Consider the following 23,284-nt stretch of genomic DNA (forward strand, 5'->3'; position numbering starts at 1 on the left):
GGCCGGCCCAGCCCCGGTGGCGATCTGTGGACGGCGCCGGGGCGTGTGGACGGCTACGGCAGCCGGGGCCCGTCCGGCAGCTCGAGGTCGGGCTTGTCGAGCTCCTCGACGTTGACGTCCTTGAACGTCAGCACCCGCACGTTGCGCACGAAGCGGGCGGGCCGGTACATGTCCCACACCCAGGCGTCGGAGAGCTTCAGCTCGAAGAAGACCTCTCCCCCGGCCTCGCGCACCTGCAGGTCCACGGAGTTGGCCAGGTAGAACCGGCGCTCGGTCTCCACCACGTAGGTGAACTGCCGGACGATGTCCCGGTACTCGCGATAGAGCTGCAGCTCCATCTCGGTCTCGTACTTCTCGAGGTCTTCGGTGCTCATCGGTCCTCGGTGCTCGTCAGGGCGAAGGACACAGGGCGCATGGGCCCATCATCGACCATGACGCCGGAACCGGTCAGGTGGGTGGTCCGCGCGGCGTGCGCGTCGCGGGCACTGCGCACGTTGACGAAGCGCATCCGGTGCTCGGGGCAGGGCCCGTGGCGCTCCAGCGCGGCGGTGTGCACGTCGGTGATGTAGCCCTTGTGGCCGGCGAAGTCGTACTCCGGCCAGCGTTCGTGCAGCTCGCACATGATGCGGTCGCGCGTCACCTTGGCCAGCACCGAGGCGGCGGCGACGCAGGCGGCCACCCGGTCCCCCTTCCACACGGCCAGCCCCGGGCGGGCGAGCCCGGGCACCGGGAAGCCGTCGGTCAGCACGTAGTCCGGGCCGGGGTCGAGCGTGCAGACCGCGCGGCGCAGCGCTTCGATGTTCGTGACGTGCATGCCCCGGGCGTCGAGGTCCTCCACGGGCAGGACGACGACCGACCACGCCACCGCCCGGTCGACGATCTCGTCGTACGCGCGCTCCCGGGCGGCCGCGGTGAGCAGCTTGGAATCGGCCAGCCCCGGCACCCGGCCCCGGCGTCCGGCGGGGAGGATGCAGGCCGCGGCGACCAGCGGGCCGGCGCAGGCACCGCGCCCGGCTTCGTCGGCTCCGGCGATCGCCTCGAACCCCCGCCGGCGCAGCGCGCGCTCCATGTCCCAGAGCGCGTCGGGCCGGTCATCGGCGAGGGTGCGCCGGACGCGGAGCGCCGGCGTGGAACGGGTGGAGGTGGGACGAGCGGCCATCGCCGCACGACAGTACGACGGCGCTGTGACAGCACGACCGCCCCCCGGACGCCCCGCAGGCCGGCTCCCGGGAACGGGAACCGGCCTGCGGAGCCGACGGAGGATCGGGTCAGAGGTCGGCGATCGCCTCGGGCGACTCGGCCGGCGCCGGGTGCACGCCGCAGCCGCAGCCGGGGGTGCGGTTGGACAGGACCAGGGAGACCGCGTGCGCCCGGTCACGGGCACCCAGCTTGCGCAGGATGGCCTTGACGTGGGACTTGACGGTGTCCTCGCTGATGAAGAGGTTGTGGCCGATCTGCCGGTTCGACTGGCCCTGGAGCAGCTCGTCGAGGACGTCCTGCTCGCGGCGGGTCAGCGGCACCTCGGGGGTGAACGGCTTGGCCGCGGGCACCGCGGAGGGCTCCACCCGGCGGATCTGCGGGTCGACGACGGTGCGCCCGGCGCGGGCCGCCAGGATCGCCCAGCCGAGCAGCGTCGGGGACGTGTTGATCATGAGGTAGCCGCGGATGCCGGCGGCCAGGGCCTCGTTGACCACGGCCGGGTCCTCCGAGGTGGCCAGCGCGACGATCGCGACCCGGGGGAAGCGGCGCCGCAGGTCGCGGCAGGCGTTCAGCGTGGCCGCCCGGCCGGAGCCCAGCTCCACCACGACGGCGTCGGGGCGGGCGGTCTCGACCAGCGTGAGGGCCCGCCGCAGCTCGCCGGGGGTGCCGACCGCCTGCATGCCGGCGGTCTCGTTGATCATGCTCACCAGCCCCCGGCGCAGGACGGGCGCGTCGGCGAGGAGGAGCACGCGGGTGATGCCGCGCGCGGTGCTCGCCATGGGTGCAGACACAACTGACTCCGTTTCACTTCCGGGAAGGTGCAATCACTCCATCGGAAGGGTGAAACGGTTGCTTGAATGCTTTTCCAGCAATTCTTTCCGCACTTTTCCGCACCATTGGCGGCGCACGTCCGGATCACTCCGGTAACGGCTCGACCATCACCGCGAGGGCGGGACCTCCCGCGACCGCCGGCGTCGGCGCCAGGCGGTGATCGGCACCGCGCCGGCCAGCCCGACCGCGTAGGGCAGCACCGCCACCGCACCGACCGGGCTCACCGCACCCGCGGGAGCGACCGGCGGCACGGCCCCGCTCGCCTCGACGCCCTGGATGTCCGGTGAGTCCAGCAGCCCGAACCGGTCCAGCGGCCACACGATGACCGCGGCCTTGCCGATGACGTCGTCGACGCCGATGGTGCCCGCGTACTGGTCACCCACGTGCGAGCGGGAGTCCGCCGACGCCGACCGGTGGTCACCCATCACCCACAGCCGCCCCTCGGGCACCGTCACCGGGCCGAACGGCCGGGTCTCGATGGGCGTGTCCTCGAAGATGTAGGGCTCCTCGAGCGGTTCGCCGTCGACGGTGACCCGGCCCTCGATGTCGCAGCACTGCACGGTCTGGCCCTCGGTGGCGATGACGCGCTTGACGAAGTCGTCCTCGCTCGGCGGTGCGACGCCGATCGTGCGGCCCAGCCACAGCAGCGCGCCGGTGAACCAGTTGTCCGGCTCCTCGACCCTGATCTCCGGCGTCCAGGTGTCGGGGCCGCGGAAGACGACGATGTCGCCGGGCTCGGGCTCGCCGAACCAGTAGGGCACCTTGTTGACCAGCACCCGGTCGCCGGTGCACCCGGTGCAGCCGTGCAGCGTCTGCTCCATCGAGCCGGACGGGATGAAGAACGCCTGCACGAAGAACGTCTTGACGACGAGGGCGAGCACGAAGGCGATCAGCAGCAGGACGGGCAGCTCGCGCAGCAGCGAGCCCTTCTTCGCGTCGTCCTTCCGGCGCCGCCGTGTGGCGTCGGCCGCCGGCGCGGCTCCCGTGGTGTCGTCGGGTTCGTCGGGTTCGCCCGGGACGACGTCGGCGGGCCCCCCGGGCCGGTCGCTGCTCATCAGGAGCCAGCGTACGGCGCGGGAGACCCGCCGAGTTCCAGCCGGTCGGGCCGGCTGCAGGCGTGTCCTCGGGGAGAGGTCAGCGCGCGACGGTCTCGCGCTTCTCCTTGATCTTGGCGGCCTTGCCGCGCAGCTCGCGGAGGTAGTACAGCTTGGCGCGGCGCACGTCACCGCGGGTCAGCACCTCGATCTTCTCGACGACCGGGGTGTGCACCGGGAAGGTGCGCTCGACCCCGACACCGAAGCTGACCTTGCGCACGGTGAAGGTCTCGCGGATGCCCCCGCCCTGACGGCGGATGACGACGCCCTGGAAGACCTGGATGCGCGAGCGGTTGCCCTCGATGACGCGGACGTGCACCTTGACGGTGTCACCCGGGCGGAACGAGGGGATGTCGTCGCGCAACGAGTCGGCGTCGAGTGCGTCCAGGGTGTTCATCTCGGCAGTCCTCAGTCTCAGGTGGCTCGTTCTCGGTTCGGACAGCGGAACGCCCCGGCTGTCCGATCCGGGGAGCTGCGGCTCCGGTGCGGAGCTCCCGACAGCCCGGCCGTCGGTCAGCAGCGACTCTCTACTGTGCCACATCGTCAGGCGACGATGCGCGGCGGCCCCGTCCACGGTCCCGCCCGCAGCTCCGCCACCAGCGCCGGGAGATCGGCCGGGACGAGAGCCCCGCCCGCCGCCAGCTCGCCCGTCGACCACCACCGGTGCGGCTCGTCGGCGAGCAGCTCCAGCTCGGTCAGCGCGCCGGGGACCACGTCGTGGACGACGTCGCGCAGCACGAAGAACGTCTCGCGGGTGTCGAAGACCTGCTCGCCGAACGGCCCGACGTGCCTGCGCAGCCACACCGGGCCCTCGAGTGCGGCGGGCTCGACGCGCAGCCCGATCTCCTCGGCCAGCTTCCGGACGGCGGCCGCGCGGAGCGTCTCGCCGTCCTCCACTCCCCCGCCGGGCGTGTACCAGAACAGCACCTCACCGGGCGGCACGGAGGGGTCGGGCAGCCGGGCGCCGAGCAGCAGCACCCGGCCGTCCGGGTCGAGGACGACGACGCGCGCCGTCGTCCGCTGGACCGGCCGCTCACCCACCGGCCGGCGCCGCCCGCTCCGCGTCGGTGAGCGAGCCCTCGGGCAGGGCGGCCAGCAGGTCGGGACGGCGGGCGGCGGTGCGGCGCAGCGACTCGGCCCGCCGCCAGCGCGCGATCGCCGCGTGGTCGCCCGACAGCAGCACCGGCGGCACCTCGTGGCCCCGCCAGTTGGCCGGACGCGTGTAGGAGGGGCCCTCGAGCAGCCCGTCGGCGTGCGAGTCGAGCTCGGCGGACTCCCGGTTGCCGAGCACACCGGGGATGAGCCGGGTGACGGCCTCGGTCATCACCAGCACGGCGGACTCCCCGCCGGCGAGCACGTAGTCGCCGATGGAGACCTCGGAGACCGGTCCGGCGCCGGCCGCCCAGTCGGCGACGCGCTGGTCGATGCCTTCGTAGCGGCCGCAGGCGAACACCAGCCCGGGCTCGGACGCCCACTCCACCGCCATCGCGTGGGTGAACGGCCGGCCCGCGGGGGTCGGGACCACCAGCCGGGTGCCGGGCGGGCGGACGGCGTCGAGCGCGCGCCCCCACGGCTCGGGCTTCATGACCATGCCGGGGCCGCCGCCGTAGGGAGCGTCGTCGACGGTGCGGTGCACGTCGTCGGTCCACTGGCGCAGGTCGTGCACGCCGACGGTGACCAGGCCGCGCTCGATGGCCTTGCCCAGCAGCGACTGCCGCAGCGGCGCCAGGTACTCCGGGAAGATCGTGACGACGTCGATCCGGAAACTCACAGGTCGAGCAGCCCCTCGGGCGGGTCGACGACGACGAAGCCGCCGGCGACGTCGACGGTCGGCACGATCGCCGTGACGAACGGGATCAGCGCGTCCCCGCCCTCCGCGCGGCGGACGACCAGCAGGTCCTGCGCCTCGTGGCGGACGGCGGTGACCTCGCCGAGCACCGTGCCGTCGGGGAGCCGGGCGGCCAGGCCGACGAGCTGGTGGTCGTAGTAGGACTCGGGGTCGTCGAGCTCGGGGAGGTCGGCGACCCGGACCAGGAGCAGGGTGTTGCGCAACTCGTCGACGGCCTCGCGGACGTCGTAGACGGCGCCGTCCGGCGCGGCGAGCTGGAGCAGCAGGGTTCCGCTGTGCCACCGCCGGTCAACGACGGTCAGCGGGCCGCGCTCGGCCGGCTCGGTCAGCAGCACCGTCCCCGGGGCGAAGCGCCCCTCGGGGTCGTCGGTGCGCACCTCGACGGTGGCCAGACCACGGACACCGTGGGGTCGGCCGATGCGGCCGACCACCACGGTGTCGGTGGGTTCGTTCTCGGTGCTCAAAGGAGCGGGTGCTCAGCGCCCGTCGGTGTCGACGACGTCGACCCGCAGGCCCCGTCCGCCGACCCCGGTCATCACCTGGCGCAGCGCCTTGGCGGTGCGCCCGCCGCGGCCGATGACCTTGCCGAGGTCGTCCGGGTGGACGCGGACCTCGAGGGTCTTGCCGCGGCGGTTGGTGAGCAGGTCGACGGTGACGTCGTCGGGGTTGTCGACGATGCCCCTGACCAGGTGCTCGAGCGCTTCTTCGAGCACGTCTTACCCGGCCGGCGTCTCGGCCGGAGCAGCCTCGGCCGCGGGAGCCTCGGCGGCGTCCGCCTTGGGAGCCTCGGCCTTGGGGGCGGCCTTCTTCTTCGGGGTGGTGGCGCCGGCGGCCGGCTCCTCGCCCATGCCCGCGCGGACGGCCTCCTCGTAGAGGGCCTTCTTGTCCGGCTTCGGGGCGGCGACCTTCATGGGCGGCGGCGCGGCCTCGCCCTTGAACTTCTGCCAGTCACCGGTCACTCGGAAGATGGCGGCGACGGCCTCGGTCGGCTGCGCGCCGACACCCAGCCAGTACTGCGCCCGCTCGCTGTCGACCTCGATGAAGGAGGGGTCCTCCTTCGGGTGGTACTTGCCGATCGTCTCGATCGAGCGGCCGTCCCGCTTGGTGCGGGCGTCGGCGACGACGATGCGGTAGTACGGGGCGCGCATCTTGCCCAGGCGCATGAGCTTGATCTTGGTGGCCACGGTGTGTGGTGTTCTCCTCGAACGCGTTTCGGGTGCTCGCCGGGCGACGTGTGGGGGTACGCCGGGGCGGAGCCAGGGACACGCACGTCACCGGTGAGAGGGCCGCCGACGCCGTGTTCGACCGACCATGATGCCAGACGGCCGGATGGGGCAGGCACGCAGCCGGGTCGGCCCCGGCGACCACCCCGACCGCAGCCGCCGGTCGCCGTCCTCCCCCACCGCGGCGCGTCCTCCCTCACCGCACACCGTGAGGGAGGACGCTCGATGATCAGGTTCCCTGATCGTGGCGGCGGTCAGGGGCGGACGGCGGCCAGCACGCGGGATGCGGCGTCGGCCACGGGGATCTCCTCGCGCTCACCCGTAACGCGATCGCGCAGCTCCAGGACGCCCTCGGCCAGGCCGCGCCCCACGGTGACGATCGTCGGCATCCCGAGCAGCTCGGCGTCCTTGAACTTCACGCCGGGGCTCACCTTCGGCCGGTCGTCGTAGAGCACGGTGAGGCCGGCGGCGACCAGTTCGGCGGCGAGGGACTCGCCGGCCTCGAAGATGGCGGCGTCCTTGCCGGTGGCCACGATGTGCACGTCGGCCGGGGCGACCTCGCGCGGCCAGACCAGCCCGAGCTCGTCGTGGGTGGACTCGGCGATGGCGGCGACGGCGCGGGAGACGCCGATGCCGTAGGAGCCCATCGTGACGGTGACGAGCTTGCCGTTCTCGTCGAGGACCTTGAGCTCCAGCGCCTCGGCGTACTTGCGGCCCAGCTGGAAGATGTGGCCGATCTCCACGCCGCGGGCGAGCTCCAGCGGGCCGGAGCCGTCGGGCGCGGGGTCGCCGGCGAGCACCTCGGCGGCCTCGATGACGCCGTCCCAGGTGAAGTCCCGCCCGGCGACCAGGTCGAACACGTGCTTGCCGGGCTCGTTGGCACCGGTGATCCAACGGGTGCCGGTGACCACGCGCGGGTCGACCAGGTAGCGGATCCCCGACTCGCTCTCGCTGCCGAGCGCCTGTGGGCCGATGTAGCCCCTGACCAGCGCCGGGTGCTTGTCGAACTCGGTGAACGGCTCCACCTCGGCCGGGGCGAGCTGCGCCTCCAGCCGCTTGGCGTCGACGTCGCGGTCGCCGGGGATGCCGATGACCAGCGGCTCGCGGGTGCCGTCGGGGTGCACCAGCGTGACGACGACGTTCTTGAGCGTCGAGGCCGCGGTGTAGCCGGCGTCGGGGAACATCTGCTGGGCGACGGCGACGAGCGTCTCGATGGTCGGGGTGTCGGGGGTGTCCTCGACGTGCGCCTCGGGCAGGCCCTCCAGCGGGATCTCGTCGGGGACGACGGTGGTGACCGCCTCGACGTTGGCCGCGTAGCCGCCGGCCGAGCGGACGAAAGTGTCCTCCCCGATCTCGGTCGGGTGCAGGAACTCCTCGCTCTTCGAGCCACCCATGGCGCCCGACATCGCCGAGACGATGGCGTACTCCAGGCCGAGCCGGTCGAAGATCCGGATGTAGGCGTCCCGGTGTGCGGCGTAGGACGTGTCCAGCCCGGCGTCGTCGACGTCGAAGGAGTAGCTGTCCTTCATCGTGAACTCGCGGCCGCGCAGCAACCCGGCCCGGGGCCGCGCCTCGTCCCGGAACTTGGTCTGGATCTGGTAGAGCGAGAGCGGCAGGTCCTTGTACGACGAGTACAGGTCCTTCACCAGGAGCGTGAACATCTCCTCGTGCGTGGGACCGAGCAGGTGGTCCACGCCGCGGCGGTCCTTGAGCCGGAAGAGGTTGTCGCCGTACTCGGTCCAGCGACCGGTGGCCTCGTAGGGCTCCTTGGGCAGCAGCGAGGGGAAGTGCACCTCCTGCGCGCCCATCGCATCCATCTCCTCGCGGATGATGCGCTCGACGTTGCGGAACACGCGGAAGCCCAGCGGCAGCCAGGTGAACCCGCCAGGCGCGGCCCGCCGGATGTAGCCGGCCCGCGCGAGCAGGCGGTGACTGGCGACCTCGGCGTCGGCCGGGTCGTCCCGAAGGGTCCGCAGGAACAGGGTCGACATCCGCAACAGCACGGGAGCAGTCTCCCAGGCAGGGCGAACACCTTCTCCAGAGCCCTCCGCCGACGGTCGGCCGCGCACCAACGGCGATTCCGTCACGCAGTCCGCATGTCCTAGCTAGTTGTGTCAAGATCAACTGGGCTACTACTTCGCAGCTGACTCCCCATCCGGCATCGCTCGTGGAGTCATTCGGGTCTAGCCGACAACTTTGTGGCCTACGGCCTTCAGCAGTTCACCAAGCCACACCATGTGATACGCGATTACGTCGTCGGGCTCGTTGACCAGGGATTCGATCTGCTGAAGACACTCGCTCAGTTGCCCCAAAGTCAGGTCGCCGGGCGGTTGGTCAATGTTGTAAAGCTCGTCCGCCGGGACGGACCAAAAGTAGTCATGCTCGATGTAGACACTGTCCCCCACGGTTTGGCGAACATGCTCAGCCACAAGAGCGAGAGCCTCTTCAAGTACGCGCATCGAGATAGTGGTCATTTTAGTTGTAGCCTCCGCGCCGCTGATAGATTTGCCTACGCCATTCCCGCATCTCGCCCCGGATGTGGTTGACGCGAGTGGAGACGATCGCCTGGCGCCTGGCCTCGTTGTTACCCGCACGAGACAGGTGCCCACGATTATCGTAACGTCCGGGGTTTGCCCTATAGTCTCGAAGCTTCAGTGTGTGCTCGTATACTCTGCTGTCCAAGCTGTTGATGCTGCGTTGTCGCGGCGTAGTTGCCGCACGCCGCATTGTTTCTGAACGGGTAGCGAACTGTGCGGCTGCTCGTTGAGTCGCTGTACGGGCGGCCTGTCGCGCTGCGAGATGGCCGCCCACACGGATCACTATGGCCGCGACGAGGAACCAAACAGCTCGACCGTCGAGGTCAACCTTGTTGATCGGATCGCCAACGGAGTACTCGTATGCGTTCGCGCTGCCGCCCTCAATGGGATCGACGGTGAGGAAGCGGCCGAGCGTGGGTGCGTAGAGGCGGACGCCCATCAGGGTGAGGCCGCCGATGGTGCTGGCGTCGCGTTGGTGGGTACCGAGCCAGCCGTAGCGGTTCTGGCTGGTGCCGGCGGCCGGCTTGGCCCACGGCAGGCCGTATTCGGTGGTCTCGGTCACCCGCAGATCCACCGGCGTCTCCGCGCCGGCGGGCACGGTGGCGGCGATGTCGCCGTGCAGGTTGGCCAGCTGCAACGTCACCTCCGCCCCGGCGGTGCCGTTCTTGGTCACCACCGCGGCCAGCCCACCGAAGGAAGCGATGTTGCGGGTGTAGCTGTTGTCCGGCTCCCGCACCACATCCGGGTTGTCGTCGTCGCCGCTGTAGAGGCTGGTCGTGCGGCGCGCGCCCGGGGCGGCGGTGTCGGTGTCGGTGCGCACCACCCGTCGCGCCGCGGCGTCCAGATCGAACGCCGTCGTCCGCCCGCCCTGGGCCATGCCCGCCACCAGGTCATCGACGTAGTAGTCGATCGCCACGTCCCCGCCGCCGTCGACGGTGTCCACCGACGGCAGCACCCGGGTGCGGCCCAGCGCGTCATACCGCAACGAGCTCCGCGTGCCGTCGACCTTCAGCCGATCCGCGCTGTCGTAGCCGTAGGAGGCCGACGCCGCCACCGTCGCCGGACAGGTCCCGACCGGCGCCCCCGCGGTCACGCTCTGGGTCAGCGCCGTGCGATTGCTGTTGACGTCGAAGGTGTACCGGCGGGTGCAGGAGGCACCGGTCGGCTGACCATTCGCCTGGAGCGCGGCCCAGTCCGTCGCCGAGACCAGCCGGCCCAGGTTGTCGTAGCCGTACCGGTTGGTCCGCGTCAGCCCTGTCACCGCCACGGTCTGGTAGGAGTCAACCTGGTCGAAGCCGTTGATCGTGGCCGCCGACTTCAACCACTCGCTCGTGCTGCCATCGGCGGCGGTCTTCACGTACGTCAGGCGCACCGCGTCCCCGGCGGCATCGCGCACCGTCGTCGCACTCAACCCGCCCGGGAGCTCCTCCCGCACCAGGCTCCCGTCGGTTCCGTACCGGGCGGTGAACTCACCGACACCAGAGATGGTCAGGCTGGTCGGCAGGCTCCCCCGCTCACCGCCGCCGTCGTAGCCGATGGTGCGGGTGCCGTGCTCGTTGGCCACCTGCACCAACCGGCCCACCGAGTCATAGGACTGCGTCGTGACCAGCCCACTGCCATCGGTGTAGGACACCAACCGGCCATAGCCGTCATACGCCCGCCCGATCGCACCGGTGCCCTCCGCCGCACTCCCGACCACCGCCCCGTCCGCACCGACCAGGCGGGTCTCGTCGACCAGACCGGCATCGGTGTAGGTGGTCTCCACCTGCGGCCGAAGCTGGCCCACCTCCGTCCCGGTACCGGTCATGCCACTGCGCCGGGCACGACCCACCGCGTCGTACGCGGTATCCGCGGTCCCGGTGACGCCGGCACCGGTCTCCACCACCCGCGTGACGTTGCCGTACACGTCGTAACCGGTCACGTGCGTGGTGGGCAGCGCGAACCCGGCGTCCGGTGCGCCGCCGGGGCGGCTCTTGCACAGCCAGCCGGCCCATTCCGCCCTGGCGCAACCCGGCTCGGTGCTGTTGGCCGAGTAGTAGACCTTGACCGTCGTCGCCGCGGTGGTGGTGCTGGTGCCACCGGCAGGCAGCGTGCTGGAGACGGTGCGCCCCTGCTCGTCGAGCACCTGCCGGGTCACCACCTCAGCCGCGCCGCCACCGGGGTCGATCCGGGTAGCCGTCGGCGTGCCGAACTTCCACGCGTTCGGCGTGCCGTACTCCAGCACCGTCACACGGCTGCGGCCGTCCAGCGCCGGCAGCGCCGGGTCGGTGCCGGTGGAGCCCGCCGGCAACCCGGTGTGGATCTCGACCGCGTCCACGGTGGTGCGGACAGGCAGGTGGCGGGTCGCCCCGGGGGTGGGGTGCCCGGCCTCCTGACCCGTGTCGTAGACGGTGGTGGTGCGCGTGCGGGCGCTGACCTGACGGTCACCGGCGGCGACGGTGACCGGGCGGGCGGGCTGGTAGCTGCGCAGCAGGTCCAGTCCGTCGGCGGAGTAGCTGTTGACGGTGTCCAGCAGCTTGGCCTGGGTCGCCTCAGCGGCTGCGTCGGCACCGGCGGCGAGGGCGCGGTCACGGTTGCCCGCAGACAGCTCCCGGACGACGTTCCCCCGGCCCTCGGCGTCGTATTCCGTGGTGGCGATCCGCCAGGCCGGCGCCTCGTCCGCCCCGGTGTCCTGATCGATGGTCCCGCCGAAGTTGGCCGTGTTGGTGACCCGGCCGTTGACGTCCAGCGCCAACAGCTGGGCGCCACGCCACTGCGCCGCGGTCGGTGCACTGTCGGGCACCACGTCCGGCCCGAAGACGGCGGTCATGTCGGTGGGCGCAGCCGCCTGGCCCCAGCGCTTCACCTCCGCTGCGGTGAGCGTCGGCAGGGCGCTGTTGCTGCCGTCCAGCGGCAGGCCGTAGCGCACGCGCTGGTGCGCTGGGAAGCCAGGCCGTCGGGTCCCTCATCCAGCGTGGCCGACACCAGGCGGGGCAGCTGCCGGTCGTCGAACCCCAGCGTCCAGGTCGCCGTGCCACCGACCGGCGTGATCGTCTCCAGCCGCCCGTCGGTCCGGTAGGTGTAGGTCACCTGCTGGCCGGTGCGGGGGTCGGTGACCGACGCGAGCCACCCGTCGCTGTCGTAGCCGTAGCGCGCCATGGTGATCGTCCGCGCCGCGACGGGGGTGCTCCCGGTGACCAGCTCACCAGCTGCGGCCGCCGCGCCGTGCGCCCACAGCCGCACCTCCTGCAGCCGCTCGGCGCCTCCCGTGCCGGTGTAGACGAACTCGAGCGCTCGGCAGCCGGCCGGCTGTGCGGACGTCGTCGGGTCCGGGCAGGCTGCCCCGGCGTCGGTCGGCGCCAGCAGCAGCCGCGGGTTGCCCGCGGCCGTGTAGGCGACGGTGGTCAGGGCGGGAGCGAGGTCGGTACTGCCCGCCTTGCCGCGGATCGCCTCCACCTTGGTCACCCGGAACAGGCCGCCGTCGCGATGCCCGTGCCCGCCGTCCGCACGGGTGAAGGTGACCTTGTCCCCGTCCAGGTCGGTGAGCACGTAGCTGCTCGCCGTCCCCGTCGCCCCGGGGACGAAGGTGAGGGTCGCTCCCTCGGTGCTGGCCTCCCCCTCGGCGACGTAGGTGTTCACGTCAGCAGCGCTCGACGACTTCCGGACGAAGGGCAGCTGGGTGCCGTCGCCGCGGGTGATGAGCACCGTCTCGGTGCGGTCGACGAGGCTCAGGTAGTCGGCACCTGCCTCATCGACGGCGAGCGACATCCGCCAACCCGGGCCCAGGGGCCCGGCCCGGTTCGGGTCGTTGCTGGCGAAACTGCGGGTGGCAGCCAGCCCCCCGTGCGGGGCGCTGACCTCGACATCGCGGCCCACGACCGCGTAGGCGCCGGTCAGCAGGCCGACGGTTCCCGGGCCCACGTCGGAGGTGGCGTTCGCGCCGGTGAGGCCGGCCCGGTCGACGGTGATCTGGGTGACGCCTGTACAGCGCTCGCCGGTGGTGCCGGTCAGCCGGAAGCAGGCGCGCACCTGCATCAGCCCATCGACCGAAATGCTCGAGGTGGCATGCCACTGGTAGCGGGCCGACACCTTGCCGCCGTCCCATCCGTGACCGGCAACCAGGTGCCGACGACGGCGCCGCCCTCGGGCAGTCGCAACGCCACAGGATCCACGTTGATCCAGCCATCCGAGGGGTTGAGGCTGTACGAGCGCCACTGGAACCGCACACCGTCATAGGAGCTTCCGCCGGGTCGGATCTTCGCGGTGGCCTGCAACTCGGTGCGCGCCTGGGTGACCCGCTGGAACTGCGTGGGGCGCGTGAGTGCACCGGCGCCGACGGTCGTGGTGTTCGACCGCTCGTCCCGGACGATGTTGCCGCCCTCGAACTGCTGCCGCGTGCCGCCCGCCACCTGCGCAGGGTCGGTGGTCGGAAATCCCAGCCAGCCGTACTCGTAACCCATGTCGGCCCACGTCGCTCGGATCGGTCCGGTGACCGGATGCGCCCCGTGAGCCGGCGTCCAGTAGATCGACCCGCCCTGGAAGTGGTTGAAGCACCCCCCATCCCGAGCGCCACAGTTCTGGTCGGTCGTGGGGTAGCCGAGCACAGAGTTCTCGAATTTCATCTCTGCGTACTTCTGCCAGATCCCACCGGTTACTGCGCGGGCACCGGTCGCTGCTGACCAGAGGATGGACCCGCCCTGGAAGTGGTTGTAGCACCCCCCGTCACGGCCGCCGCAGATCTGATCGGTCGAGGGATAACCGAGAGCCGAGTACTCCCAGCCGATGGCCGCGTACTTCTCCCGGATGCCGCCGGCCACCATGTGCGCACCCGTGGCAGCTGACCAGTAGACGGATCCGCCCTGGAAGTGGTTGAAGCACCCCCCATCCCGCGCACCGCAGTTCTGGTCAGTCGTGGGATATCCGAGAGCCGAGTACTCCCAGCCCAGGGCTGCATACTTCTGCCGGATAGCGCCGGCCACCACGTGGGCGCCGGTCGTCGACGTCCAGTAGATCGATCCACCTTGGAAGTGGTTGAAGCACCCCCCATCGCGGGCACCGCAGTTCTGACTGGTCGCGGGCATCCCCAGGGGGCCTTCTGGGCCACCGGATGAGTAGTACTTGTCCCGGATGGCACCGCACACCAGGACTCCGTTGTACTGATCGCAGTTTCCGTCATAGGCGAAGGTCAGCGTGGGCACGTTGCCGCCGGCGTTGCCGGAGTGGAACTTCTTCCACCCGAGACTGTCGGTCTCGCTGCCGGCCGTGACCGCCAGCGGCATCATCCAGTCGGTGTCGTTGCGGGCGTCCGCGTAGTGCTGCACCCACCCGGTCATGTCGAAGTTGACCCAGGCGTCCGGGCACGCGGAGCTGTACCCACTGGCAACGTTCGCGTTGGCGAGGATTCCCTCCGGCCGCCAGTCGATCCACGGCTGGCTGTTCCAGGTCACGGTGGCGGGGTCGAACCATCCCGCGTTGCGGATGTCGACCCAGCGTGGTGTGCACGAGAACGAGTGGTGCTCCCACAGGGACAAGGTCGCCGACTGGACGACCCGCTCGAACGCCGGCGAGGCATCGAACACGAGCAGTGATCGGTTGACCTGACCGCCGCCGTTGTAGGTGCCGACCAGCAGTTCGGTCGCCCCACCCTGAGGCGTGTTCGCGATGTTGCGCTGGACGAACGTGTCTCCGAGCAAGCCGAGCGCCTGCGTCGGGTCGATGGTCACGGGGTAGACCGTGTCGGGCGCCAGGAGAAACGCTTCGTCAGGACCCAGGACGAGCGTGGCGTCCACCCCCCGTTCGGTGGTTTCCGCGAGCTCGAGCCCGACTGGGCGAACCGTGGCCGGCTCGTCACTCTGGGCGTTTCGTCCGCGCATCCCACATGACGGGAGCGGCCGCCGTACCGAGCACCTTGCCGCCGTCCTCGAGGACGAGCTCACCGCCTTCGCCCTCGACCACGTCGGCGCCATTCGCAGCCATCGGGAACCTCAGCTCGCGCAGCGCCGAGAACGTCTCTGCATCGGGCCGCTGCCGCACCACCACGTGCTGCTCGAATCCCATCCTGATCGCGGACAGCACCAGGTCGACATGCGGCATGACGTCCCGGTAGGTCGCCATGTTGCCGTCGAGCTCGGGCTTGGGTAGTCGGCCGTTCCAGTCGAGACGGAGGGTGGCGGACTCGCCGTCACTGAGGCGAACCATGGGCTGCGTACCGCCGGCAGAGAACGTGATCTCCCCCGTCACCGCGATCGGCTGGACCCCGTCCTCGGTGAACTCCAAGGTCGTGTCGACGTCCACCCACTCGCCGTCGACCTTGGTCCGGACCGGCCCGGCGGCGCTCTGCACGGTCACGGTTCCGTCCGGCTGAGCGAAGCTGATCGAGGTCTCCGTCGTCTCCGACACCAGCTCCACAGGTTCTCCGGTGCGCTCCGCCTGCCGCCGTGCGGCCGTGAGCTCGTCGAGGTCCCGCGTCTTCCAGCGCCCTTCCGGCACGTCTGGCAGGTCGGGAAGCGCGGGCGGAAGCTCCTCGACCGCCCCGACAGCCGGGGCAGGCGCAGGCGCCTCGGCTACGGACGGAACCGGGACGGAATCATCGGAGATGCCCTCGAAGGCACTGCTCGGCAGCGCTGTGTCGGCCTGCGGCGCCGCGTACGCCGGCACCCCGTCCACCACCGTGAAGCCGAGCACCGCCGCCGTGAGCAGACCGATCGCCCCTCGGCTGCGCCGAGGAACGACGGGCGCAGCTGCACGACGGACCCTCACGAAAACCTCCGAGGCATTGCGAGCGATGAGCTCGCACAAACTCGCAGGTCAACGGCTCGAACTCGGCCGATCGGTCGGCATGTGACACGACGTGACGAGATCGTTACGCAGTAGGTTGGTGATCCCGGCAATCAGCACGCTGTGCCTCGTAGGCGCAGGTCAGGCAGGTGGCCATCCGGTCGGGCACGGCGGCGGCTCCCCGGCTACCGATCGAGGTGTCGGCCGGACGCCGCCTTCCCGGGTCGAAGCGGTCAGGCAGGCTCGGGCACCCCGCCGGGGTCGCCACCGGGGTCGTCGGGCGAGGGCTCGACCGGCGCGGGCGGCAGCGTGTCGGGGGTGTCGGGCAGCAGCTCGCCCGGGTCGTCGGGCACGGGCTCGCCGGGGTCGAGCGGGCCGTCGGGCTCCGGGAGTGGGGTGACCATGCGACGAGTCAACAGCGCCGGCGCCCGGACGGCACCTCGCAGCCGCTCCCCGGCTCGCTCGACCTCGCTACGATCGGGCCGGTCAGAGGCGCATCCGCACCCCCGCCGCGGGGCCGACCGGCGTGAGCGAGGAACCAGTGGGCCGAGACCGCGACCAGCAGGGCCCCCGGCCGCTCCCTCCGCGCCTCGACCCGCGGGCCGGCGGGCGCCCGCGTGCCCGAACCGGGTCGAGCGCCGCCGGCCTGCGCGAGCGGGACGGCCGCCGGCGGCTCGTGGTCGGCAGCCGGGTCGTCGCCGGGCTGCTCTCGGTGCTGCTCCTCGCGGGCTCCGGCTGGGGCTGGTACCTCGGCCAGGTCGCCGACGCGACGGTGAACCGCACCGACGCCATCCCCGCCGAGGGCAACGACGGCGACGGCGAGGCGATGAACCTCCTGCTGGTTGGCAACGACAGCCGTAGCAACCTGACCGAGGAGCAGCTCGCCGAGCTCAACGCCGGCACCGACTCGGGCATCAACACCGACACGATCATCCTGGTGCACGTGCCCGCCGACGGGTCGCGCGCCTCGTTCGTCTCCTTCCCGCGCGACTCCTGGGTCGAGATCCCGGGCTACGGCGAGGACAAGCTCAACGCCGCCTACGCCTACGGCTACACGGACGCGGACGCCGAGAGCGAGGCCGCGCGCGAGGCGGCCGGCGCGCAGCTGCTGGTGCGGACGATCAGCCGGCTCACCGGGCTGCAGATCGACCACTACGCCGAGGTCGACCTGCTCGGCTTCTTCGAGCTGTCCAGCGTCGTCGGCGGTGTCGAGGTCAACCTCTGCGAAGCCGTCGACGACCGCGAGTGGTCCGGCGCCTTCTTCCCCGCCGGCCCGCAGACGATCAGCGGCGCGGACGCGCTGAAGTTCGTCCGCCAGCGGCACGGACTGCCCGGGGGCGACTTCGACCGCATCGTCCGCCAGCAGGTCTTCATCGCCGGCGTGCTGCGCAAGATGCTCTCCGAGGACGTGCTGCTCGACCTCGGCAAGCAGCGCGAGCTGGTGCAGGCCGCCGCGGAGTCCCTCACGGTGGACGAGGACCTGAACCTGCTGCAGCTGGCCGAGCAGATGCAGTCGGTGACCACGGGCAGCATCGAGTTCCAGACCGTGCCCAACCTCGGGATCGACCGGGAGGGCGACGCGTCGATCGTCCGGCTCGAGGACGAGGCCACCCTGCGCCAGTTCTTCTCGCAGCTCTCCACCGAGCCCGAGCCCGCGCCGGAGGACGCCGCCCCACCGGAGGCCGCCGACCCCGCTGACGTCTCCGTGGCCGTCTTCAACGGCTCGGGCACGAGCGGGCTGGCCGCCTCGGCCCAGGACGAGCTCGAGGCCGGCGGCTTCCCCATCGTCTCCACCGGCAACGCCGACAGCTCCGACTACGAGCGGACCGAGATCCGGCACGCCGCGGGTGACGAGGCCCTGGCCGCCGCGCTCGCCGCCGTCGTCCCCGGCGCCGTCGTCGGGATCGTCGACGACGCCGCACCGGGCACCGTGCAGCTCGTCCTGGGCTCGGACTTCAACGGCATCGGTCAGGCCGTGGACGCCCCGCCGCCGGCGGCACCGGCCGAGGGCGAGGACGCCCGCACCGCCGCCGACACCGGCTGCATCAACTGACCCGACCCGGCCGGGCGGCCGTCAGAAGAGGCGGGCGGCCGTCAGGAGAAGCGGACCGCCGTCAGAGGAAGCCCGAGGCGGCGTTCACGACGAGGAACCAGGTGGACAGCGCCGCCACCAGCGCGCCCGACGCCAGCACGCCTCCGCGCAGCAGCGGGGAGATGCGCCCCCGAGGTGCCTTGAGCACCCAGTTGACCGCCGCGAGGGCCAGGATCAGCGCCGTCAGGGCCAGGAACGAGAGCGCCTGCACCTCAGCGCCCGCCTGACGGGACGACGGAGGGACGGCTGCCCACGGTCACGGCCCGGTTCAGGCGACGACGCGGCCGCGCAGGACGGTGCGCTCCGGTCGCTGCAGCGCGTCGAGGTCGGCGCGGGGGTCGGTCTCGTAGACGACGACGTCGGCCGTCGCCCCCTCCTCGATGCCGCGCAGGCCCAACCACTCCCGGGCCTTCCACGAACCCGCGGCCAGCGCCGCCTCGGCCGGGATGCCGGCCTGGCAGAGCGCGCGGATCTCGTCGGCGATGACGCCGTGGTCGATCCCGCCGCCGGCGTCGGTGCCGGCGAACACCGGCACCCCCGCCTCGAACGCGGCCCGCACCACGGCGCCGGAGTTCGCGTACAACCGCCGCATCGTGCTCGCGTAGGTGGGGAACTTCTTCTCCCCCGCTGCGGCGAAGCCCGGGAAGTTCTCCACGTTGACCAGCGTGGGGACGACGGCGGTGCCGCGGCGGGCCATCTCGCCGATGAGCTCCTCGGTCAGCCCGGTGCCGTGCTCGATGCAGTCGATACCGGCCTCGATCAGCGCGGGCAGCGCGTCGGTGCCGAAGGTGTGCGCGGTGACCCGGGCGCCCTCCTCGTGCGCGGCGGCGATCGCCGCGGCGACGACGTCGGCCGGCCACTCGGGTGCGAGGTCGCCGACCGAGCGGTCGATCCAGTCGCCCACCAGCTTCACCCACCCGTCGCCGCGTCGGGCCTGGACGCGGGTCTGCTCGACCAGGTCCTCGGGCTCGATCTCGACTCCGAGCCCGGGGATGTAGCGGCGGGTGCGGGCGATGTGCCGCCCGGCGCGGATGATCGTCGGCAGCTCCGGGTCGCCGTCGAGCTCGCGGGTGTCGACCGGCGAACCGCAGTCGCGCAGCGCGAGCACCCCTGCGTCGCGCTCGGTCAGGGCCTGCTGCCGTGCGTGGGCGAGGTCCTCGACGTGCCCGCCGCCGCGGGCGATGCCGACGTGGCAGTGCGCGTCGACCAGGCCGGGCAGCAGCCAGCCCCCACGGCTGACCGTCTCCGCGCCGGGCACCGGGTCGAAGGTGAACCGCCCATCGCGCACCCAGACGTCGCGGTGCTCCCCCTCGGGCAGCACCACACCGGACAGGTGGAGGGCGTGGGCGGTCACCGCCCGTTGCCGTCCTTGAACTGGTCGAAGTTCAGCTTGGTGAGGTCGGGCAGGCCCTGACCGGGCGGGAGGCCCGGCATGCCGGCGCCGCCGAAGGGGTTGGCCCCGCCCGGGAAGCCCGCGCCCGGCGGCAGTCCGGGGGCACCGGCGGGACGGCGGGCCGGGCCACCCTTGCCCTTCCCCTTCTTGCCCTTGCCCTTCTTGGATTGCGCCTGCATCTGCCGGCCGCGGGCCTTCTTCGACATGGGGCCCATGCCCTGCAGGCCCATGCTGCCGGCCATCTGGCCCATCATCTTCTGCGCCTGCGCGAAGCGCTCCAGCAGCTGGTTCACCTCGGTGACGCTGACCCCGGAGCCGTTGGCGATGCGCACCCGGCGGGACGCGTTGATGATCTTCGAGTTGACCCGCTCCTGCGGCGTCATCGACCGGATGATCGCCGCGGTGCGGTCCAGGTCCCGGTCGTCGACCTGCTTGAGCTGCTCCTTCATCTGGCCCGCGCCCGGGAGCATGCCCAGCAGGTTGGCGATGGGGCCCATCTTGCGGATCGCCATCATCTGCTCGAGGAAGTCCTCGAGCGTGAAGCCCTCGCGCGAGGTGAGCTTGCCGGCCATCTTCTCGGCCTGGTCGGCGTCGAAGGCCTGCTCGGCCTGCTCGATGAGGGTGAGCACGTCGCCCATCCCGAGGATGCGCGAGGCCATCCGCTCGGGGTGGAAGACGTCGAAGTCGGTGAGCTTCTCGCCGGTGGAGGCGAACATGATCGGCTGGCCGGTCACGTACCGCACCGAGAGCGCCGCACCACCGCGGGCGTCGCCGTCGAGCTTGGTCAGGACGACACCGCTGAAGCCGACGCCCTCCTGGAAGGCCTGCGCGGTCGTCACCGCGTCCTGGCCGATCATCGCGTCGACGACGAACAGCGTCTCGTCCGGCCGGACGGCGTCGCGGATGTCGGCGGCCTGCTGCATCAGCTCGGCGTCGATGCCCAGCCGGCCGGCGGTGTCGACGACGACGACGTCGTGCATCGTGCGGCGGGCGTGGTCGATGGAGTCGCGGGCCACCTGCACCGGGTTGCCGACGCCGTTGCCCGGCTCGGTCGCGAAGACGTCGACGCCGGCCTGCCCGGCCACGATCGACAGCTGGTTGACCGCGTTCGGGCGCTGCAGGTCGGCGGCCACCAGCAGCGGGGTGTGCCCCTGCGACTTCAGCCAGCGGCCGAGCTTGCCGGCGAGGGTGGTCTTACCGGCACCCTGCAGACCGGCCAGCATGATGACCGTCGGCGAGGTCTTGGCCAGCCGGATGCGGCGGGTCTCGCCGCCGAGGATCTGGACGAGCTCCTCGTTGACGATCTTGATGACCTGCTGCGCCGGGTTCAGCGCCTGGGAGACCTCCGCGCCGCGGGCGCGCTCCTTGACCGCGGTAATGAAGGCCCGCACCGCCGGCAGCGCGACGTCGGCCTCGAGCAGCGCGATGCGGATCTCGCGCGCCGTCGCGTCGATGTCGGCGTCGGACAGCCGGCCCTTGCCGCGCAGGCCGGTGAACACCTTGTCCAGGCGGTCGGAGAGGGTCTCGAACACAGCACGTCCTCAGCAGTCACGGGCGCGGGCTCGCCGCGCCACTCGGCTCCCAGCCTAACGAGGGCGCGCCGGGGGCGTTCAGGCCGCGCGGGCGGAGCCGGCCTCGATGCGCACGACGACCGCACCCCCGGTGGCGATCGCGGTACCGCAGTCGGCGCAGGCCCACTCGGGGCACTCGCCGCCCTCCTCGGTGTGGCCGTCGACGCACGGCGGCTGCACGAAGTCCCGGTCGTCCCCGCAGGACGGGCAGGGCCAGTGGCGGCTGTCCACGAGCAGGCTCCTCTCGGCCGATGGGACCGGTCCGTCCCGATCGCCCCGACCGTCGCACGGACCTCCGACAGAACCGCGTAGCTCAGGACGGCGTGTCGGTCCCCACCGCCACCGCCGGACCACGCGTGGCCGCGATCAGCGCCGCGTCGACCCGCGCGCGCTGCCCCGGGTCCACCGGGGAACCCGAGGGGTTCGCGACGTAGAAGCAGTCGACCGCGTCGGCCCCGAGCGTCTCGATGCGGGCCGACGTGACGCCCAGCCCTTCCGCCGCGATGGCCGCGGTGAGCCGGTAGAGCAGCCCCGCCCGGTCCCCCGCCCGCACCTCGACGATGCCGGTGGCCCGCCCGCTGACCTCGTGGTTGTGCCACGAGATGCGCGGCGGCGCCGACCGCGTCCCCTGGCGGTAGTCGGCCTCCCGCTGGCGCAGCCGTTCCGCCAGCCGCAGCGTGCCCTCGAGCGCGGCCCGCACGCCGTCGGCGAGGATCTCGGGCACCGGGGCCCGGCCGAACCGGGGCCGCACCGAGTAGACGCCGGTCGCGTACCCGTCGGCCACGGTCATCTTCGCCGCCCGCACGTCGAGCTGGTTGAGCGCGAGCACGCCCGCGCAGGTGCTGAGCAGGCCGGGCCGGTCGGGGGCCCCGACGGTCACCTGCTGGCCGTCGGCCACGTCCTCGATGGCGACGGTCACGCCCCGCGTCGCGCCGGGGAGGCCGGGCACCTGCACCGTGGCCTGCGCGCGCGTGGCCGGGTGCAGCACGGGTTCGGACGCCAGCAGCGGGGTGCCGCCGAGCTCGGCCTGCACCCGGGCGACCAGCGCCGCCACCAGGTGGGCCTTCCAGGGCGACCAGGCGGACGCGCTCGTCGCCGCGCCGTCGGCCTGGGCCAGCGCGTGCAGGAGCTGCAGCACCGAGGGGTCGCGCCCGATGGTGGCGGCCACCCGCTCGATGGTGGCGGGGTCGTCGATGTCCCGCCGGATCGCGGTCGCGGGCAGGAGGAGGTGGTGGCGCACGAGGGTGCCCAGCGTGGCGACGTCGGCCTCGGCGAAGCCCATGCGCACGCCGATCGCGGCCGCGATCGGCTCCCCCACCACGCTGTGGTCGCCGGGCCAGCCCTTGCCGATGTCGTGCAGCAGCGAGGCGACCAGCAGCAGGTCGGGCCGGTCGACGTCGCGGGTCAGCTCGGACGCGGCGGCCGCGGCCTCGATGAGGTGCCGGTCGACGGTGAACCGGTGCCAGGGGTGGCGCTGCGGCAGCGAGCGGACCCGGTCCCACTCCGGCAGCAGACGGGCCAGCAACCCCTCCTGGTCCAGCTGCTCCAGCACCGGCACCGACGACCGGCCGCTGGCCAGGACCCGGAGGAAGGACCACCGGGCCTCGGCCGGCCAGGGCACGGGCATTGGCGGGCTGTGCACCGCGAGCACCTTGAGCGTGTACGGCGAGAGCAGCAGGTCGGCCCGGGCCGCGGCCGCCGCGGCCCGCAGCACCAGCCCGGGGTCGGCGGCGGGGCGGGCGTCCCGCGCGAGGACCACCTCGTCCCCCTGCCGGACGACGCCCTCGGCCAGCGGCTCGCGGCGCACCCGGCGGTAGCGGCCGCGGGGGCGGCGGACCAGACCCGCCTCCACCCGCCGCCAGGTCTCGTCGGCGACGAAGGCCAGCCGGCGCCCGGCCAGGCTGACCTCGCGCAGCAGCACGTCCTCGTCGGCCAGACCGAGCGCGGCCGCGATCGCCCGCTGCTCCTGGCGCACCAGGACGTCGGCGGCCCGCCCCGACCGCCGGCGCAGCTCGTCGCGCACGTCGAGCAGGAACGCGTAGGACTGCTCCACCTCGGCGGCGGGCTCGTCGGCGAGCTGGGCGGCGGCCGCCGCGCGCAGCACCTGCCCCTCGCGCAGGCCGCCGTAGGCCTCCTTGAGGTCGGGTTCCAGCAGGAAGGCCAGCTCGCCGAGCCGGCGGGCGCGGTCGCGGCGCAGGTCGCGCAGCTGGGGCAGCAGCCGGGACGCCGCCTGCCGCCAGTTGACCAGCGTCGCCGTCCGCAGCCGGGCGGCGAGCTCGGCGTCCCCGGCCACCAGCCGGGCGTCGAGGAGCCCGAGGCCGGCCTTGACGTCGGTGGAGGCGACCGCGACGGCGTCGGCGACCGAGCGCACCGAGTGGTCCAGCCGCAGGCCGGCGTCCCAGACGGGGTACCAGAGCGCGTCGGCGACGGCGGCGACCTCCGGCCGGTCCTCGTGCACCAGGACCAGGTCCAGGTCCCCGTGCGGGGGCAGCTCGCGCCGGCCGAGGCTGCCGACCGCGACCAGGGCCAGGCCGTCGGTGCCCGTGCGGGGCGGCGGGCCACCCCGCCGGGCCCGGGCCGGCGGGGTGCCCGCGACGGCGTCGGCCAGCAGCCCGGCGAGCCACCGGTCCAGGGCCTCGACCCGCTCCGCGCGGGGCAGCCCCGGCAGCGCCTCGGTGTCCAGCACGACTCCCCCTCGGTACGGCCCGGATGGACGTCGTCGGCCGGGAGGCGGGCGG

General features: G+C 72.4%; 23 protein-coding genes. 1 reads left to right on the plus strand and 22 read right to left on the minus strand.

Annotated elements, in window-relative coordinates; all coding sequences use genetic code 11:
* Positions 1-53 precede the first annotated feature (53 nt).
* From QOZ88_RS10820 to QOZ88_RS10900, 17 genes are all read right to left on the minus strand, one after another.
* Complete coding sequence (locus QOZ88_RS10820) at positions 54-374, minus strand: DUF2469 domain-containing protein (RefSeq protein WP_029432918.1); 321 nt, start codon at positions 372-374, stop codon at positions 54-56.
* Entirely contained in the window at positions 371-1,159 is a 789-nt protein-coding gene (locus QOZ88_RS10825) for a ribonuclease HII (protein ID WP_305999782.1), read from the minus strand. Before QOZ88_RS10825 ends, QOZ88_RS10820 begins: the two co-directional genes overlap by 4 nt.
* 109 nt (positions 1,160-1,268) lie before the next feature.
* On the minus strand, positions 1,269-1,991 hold the full coding sequence (locus tag QOZ88_RS10830; RefSeq protein WP_305999783.1) for a response regulator transcription factor: 723 nt from the start codon (positions 1,989-1,991) through the stop codon (positions 1,269-1,271).
* Positions 1,992-2,138: 147 nt separating this feature from the next.
* Positions 2,139-3,086, minus strand: a complete 948-nt coding sequence (lepB, locus tag QOZ88_RS10835; protein ID WP_305999784.1) for a signal peptidase I — start codon at positions 3,084-3,086, stop codon at positions 2,139-2,141.
* A 79-nt stretch (positions 3,087-3,165) separates the two neighbouring features.
* Positions 3,166-3,522: a 50S ribosomal protein L19 gene (gene rplS / locus QOZ88_RS10840; protein WP_091933693.1), complete on the minus strand. Its 357-nt coding sequence runs from the start codon at positions 3,520-3,522 to the stop codon at positions 3,166-3,168.
* 146 nt (positions 3,523-3,668) lie between these two features.
* Positions 3,669-4,166 carry an NUDIX hydrolase gene (locus QOZ88_RS10845; protein WP_305999785.1) on the minus strand — a complete coding sequence of 166 codons (498 nt, stop codon included), beginning with the start codon at positions 4,164-4,166 and terminating at the stop codon, positions 3,669-3,671.
* Entirely contained in the window at positions 4,159-4,896 is a 738-nt protein-coding gene (gene trmD, locus QOZ88_RS10850) for a tRNA (guanosine(37)-N1)-methyltransferase TrmD (RefSeq protein ID WP_305999786.1), read from the minus strand. The genes QOZ88_RS10845 and trmD overlap by 8 nt, the downstream gene beginning before the upstream one ends.
* Complete coding sequence (rimM, locus tag QOZ88_RS10855) at positions 4,893-5,438, minus strand: ribosome maturation factor RimM (RefSeq protein ID WP_305999787.1); 546 nt, start codon at positions 5,436-5,438, stop codon at positions 4,893-4,895. The genes trmD and rimM overlap by 4 nt, the downstream gene beginning before the upstream one ends.
* A 12-nt stretch (positions 5,439-5,450) precedes the next feature.
* Positions 5,451-5,687 carry an RNA-binding protein gene (locus tag QOZ88_RS10860; protein WP_091933685.1) on the minus strand — a complete coding sequence of 79 codons (237 nt, stop codon included), beginning with the start codon at positions 5,685-5,687 and terminating at the stop codon, positions 5,451-5,453.
* Between the two features lie 3 nt (positions 5,688-5,690).
* On the minus strand, positions 5,691-6,158 hold the full coding sequence (rpsP, locus tag QOZ88_RS10865) for a 30S ribosomal protein S16 (protein WP_305999788.1): 468 nt from the start codon (positions 6,156-6,158) through the stop codon (positions 5,691-5,693).
* Positions 6,159-6,451: 293 nt separating this feature from the next.
* A complete protein-coding gene (locus tag QOZ88_RS10870) occupies positions 6,452-8,200 on the minus strand; it encodes a proline--tRNA ligase (protein WP_305999789.1) in 1,749 nt (582 codons plus the stop codon).
* A gap of 180 nt (positions 8,201-8,380) precedes the next feature.
* Complete coding sequence (locus QOZ88_RS10875) at positions 8,381-8,671, minus strand: hypothetical protein (RefSeq protein WP_091933677.1); 291 nt, start codon at positions 8,669-8,671, stop codon at positions 8,381-8,383.
* A gap of 1 nt (position 8,672) precedes the next feature.
* Positions 8,673-11,642, minus strand: coding sequence for an RHS repeat-associated core domain-containing protein (locus QOZ88_RS10880; RefSeq protein WP_305999790.1), 2,970 nt, complete (start codon positions 11,640-11,642; stop codon positions 8,673-8,675).
* Positions 11,576-12,748, minus strand: coding sequence for an RHS repeat domain-containing protein (locus QOZ88_RS10885; protein WP_305999791.1), 1,173 nt, complete (start codon positions 12,746-12,748; stop codon positions 11,576-11,578). Before QOZ88_RS10885 ends, QOZ88_RS10880 begins: the two co-directional genes overlap by 67 nt.
* On the minus strand, positions 12,748-14,502 hold the full coding sequence (locus tag QOZ88_RS10890; RefSeq protein WP_305999792.1) for a DNRLRE domain-containing protein: 1,755 nt from the start codon (positions 14,500-14,502) through the stop codon (positions 12,748-12,750). Before QOZ88_RS10890 ends, QOZ88_RS10885 begins: the two co-directional genes overlap by 1 nt.
* A 58-nt stretch (positions 14,503-14,560) precedes the next feature.
* Positions 14,561-15,397, minus strand: coding sequence for a hypothetical protein (locus QOZ88_RS10895; RefSeq protein ID WP_305999793.1), 837 nt, complete (start codon positions 15,395-15,397; stop codon positions 14,561-14,563).
* 326 nt (positions 15,398-15,723) lie between these two features.
* Complete coding sequence (locus QOZ88_RS10900) at positions 15,724-15,894, minus strand: hypothetical protein (RefSeq protein ID WP_170852452.1); 171 nt, start codon at positions 15,892-15,894, stop codon at positions 15,724-15,726.
* Positions 15,895-16,016: 122 nt separating this feature from the next.
* Between QOZ88_RS10900 and QOZ88_RS10905 the strand changes: the two genes are divergently transcribed.
* The gene (locus QOZ88_RS10905; protein ID WP_305999794.1) at positions 16,017-17,543 is read left to right on the plus strand and encodes an LCP family protein; all 1,527 of its coding nucleotides are present in this window, start codon (positions 16,017-16,019) and stop codon (positions 17,541-17,543) included.
* Between the two features lie 61 nt (positions 17,544-17,604).
* Here QOZ88_RS10905 and QOZ88_RS10910 read toward each other — a convergent pair whose 3' ends face one another.
* The 5 genes from QOZ88_RS10910 to QOZ88_RS10930 all read right to left on the minus strand — a co-directional run bounded on the left by QOZ88_RS10910 (position 17,605) and on the right by QOZ88_RS10930 (position 23,232).
* Complete coding sequence (locus QOZ88_RS10910; RefSeq protein WP_305999795.1) at positions 17,605-17,793, minus strand: hypothetical protein; 189 nt, start codon at positions 17,791-17,793, stop codon at positions 17,605-17,607.
* Positions 17,794-17,850: 57 nt separating this feature from the next.
* Positions 17,851-18,936, minus strand: a complete 1,086-nt coding sequence (locus QOZ88_RS10915) for an amidohydrolase family protein (RefSeq protein WP_305999796.1) — start codon at positions 18,934-18,936, stop codon at positions 17,851-17,853.
* Positions 18,933-20,507 (minus strand): signal recognition particle protein, encoded by a 1,575-nt coding sequence (gene ffh / locus QOZ88_RS10920; protein ID WP_305999797.1) that lies wholly within the window; start codon positions 20,505-20,507, stop codon positions 18,933-18,935. The genes QOZ88_RS10915 and ffh overlap by 4 nt, the downstream gene beginning before the upstream one ends.
* Before the next feature lie 78 nt (positions 20,508-20,585).
* Positions 20,586-20,777, minus strand: a complete 192-nt coding sequence (locus QOZ88_RS10925; RefSeq protein WP_305999798.1) for a hypothetical protein — start codon at positions 20,775-20,777, stop codon at positions 20,586-20,588.
* An 82-nt stretch (positions 20,778-20,859) separates the two neighbouring features.
* Complete coding sequence (locus tag QOZ88_RS10930; RefSeq protein WP_305999799.1) at positions 20,860-23,232, minus strand: [protein-PII] uridylyltransferase; 2,373 nt, start codon at positions 23,230-23,232, stop codon at positions 20,860-20,862.
* Positions 23,233-23,284 lie beyond the last annotated feature (52 nt).

This window comes from Blastococcus carthaginiensis (genome assembly GCF_030731085.1).
Taxonomy (GTDB): domain Bacteria; phylum Actinomycetota; class Actinomycetes; order Mycobacteriales; family Geodermatophilaceae; genus Blastococcus; species Blastococcus carthaginiensis.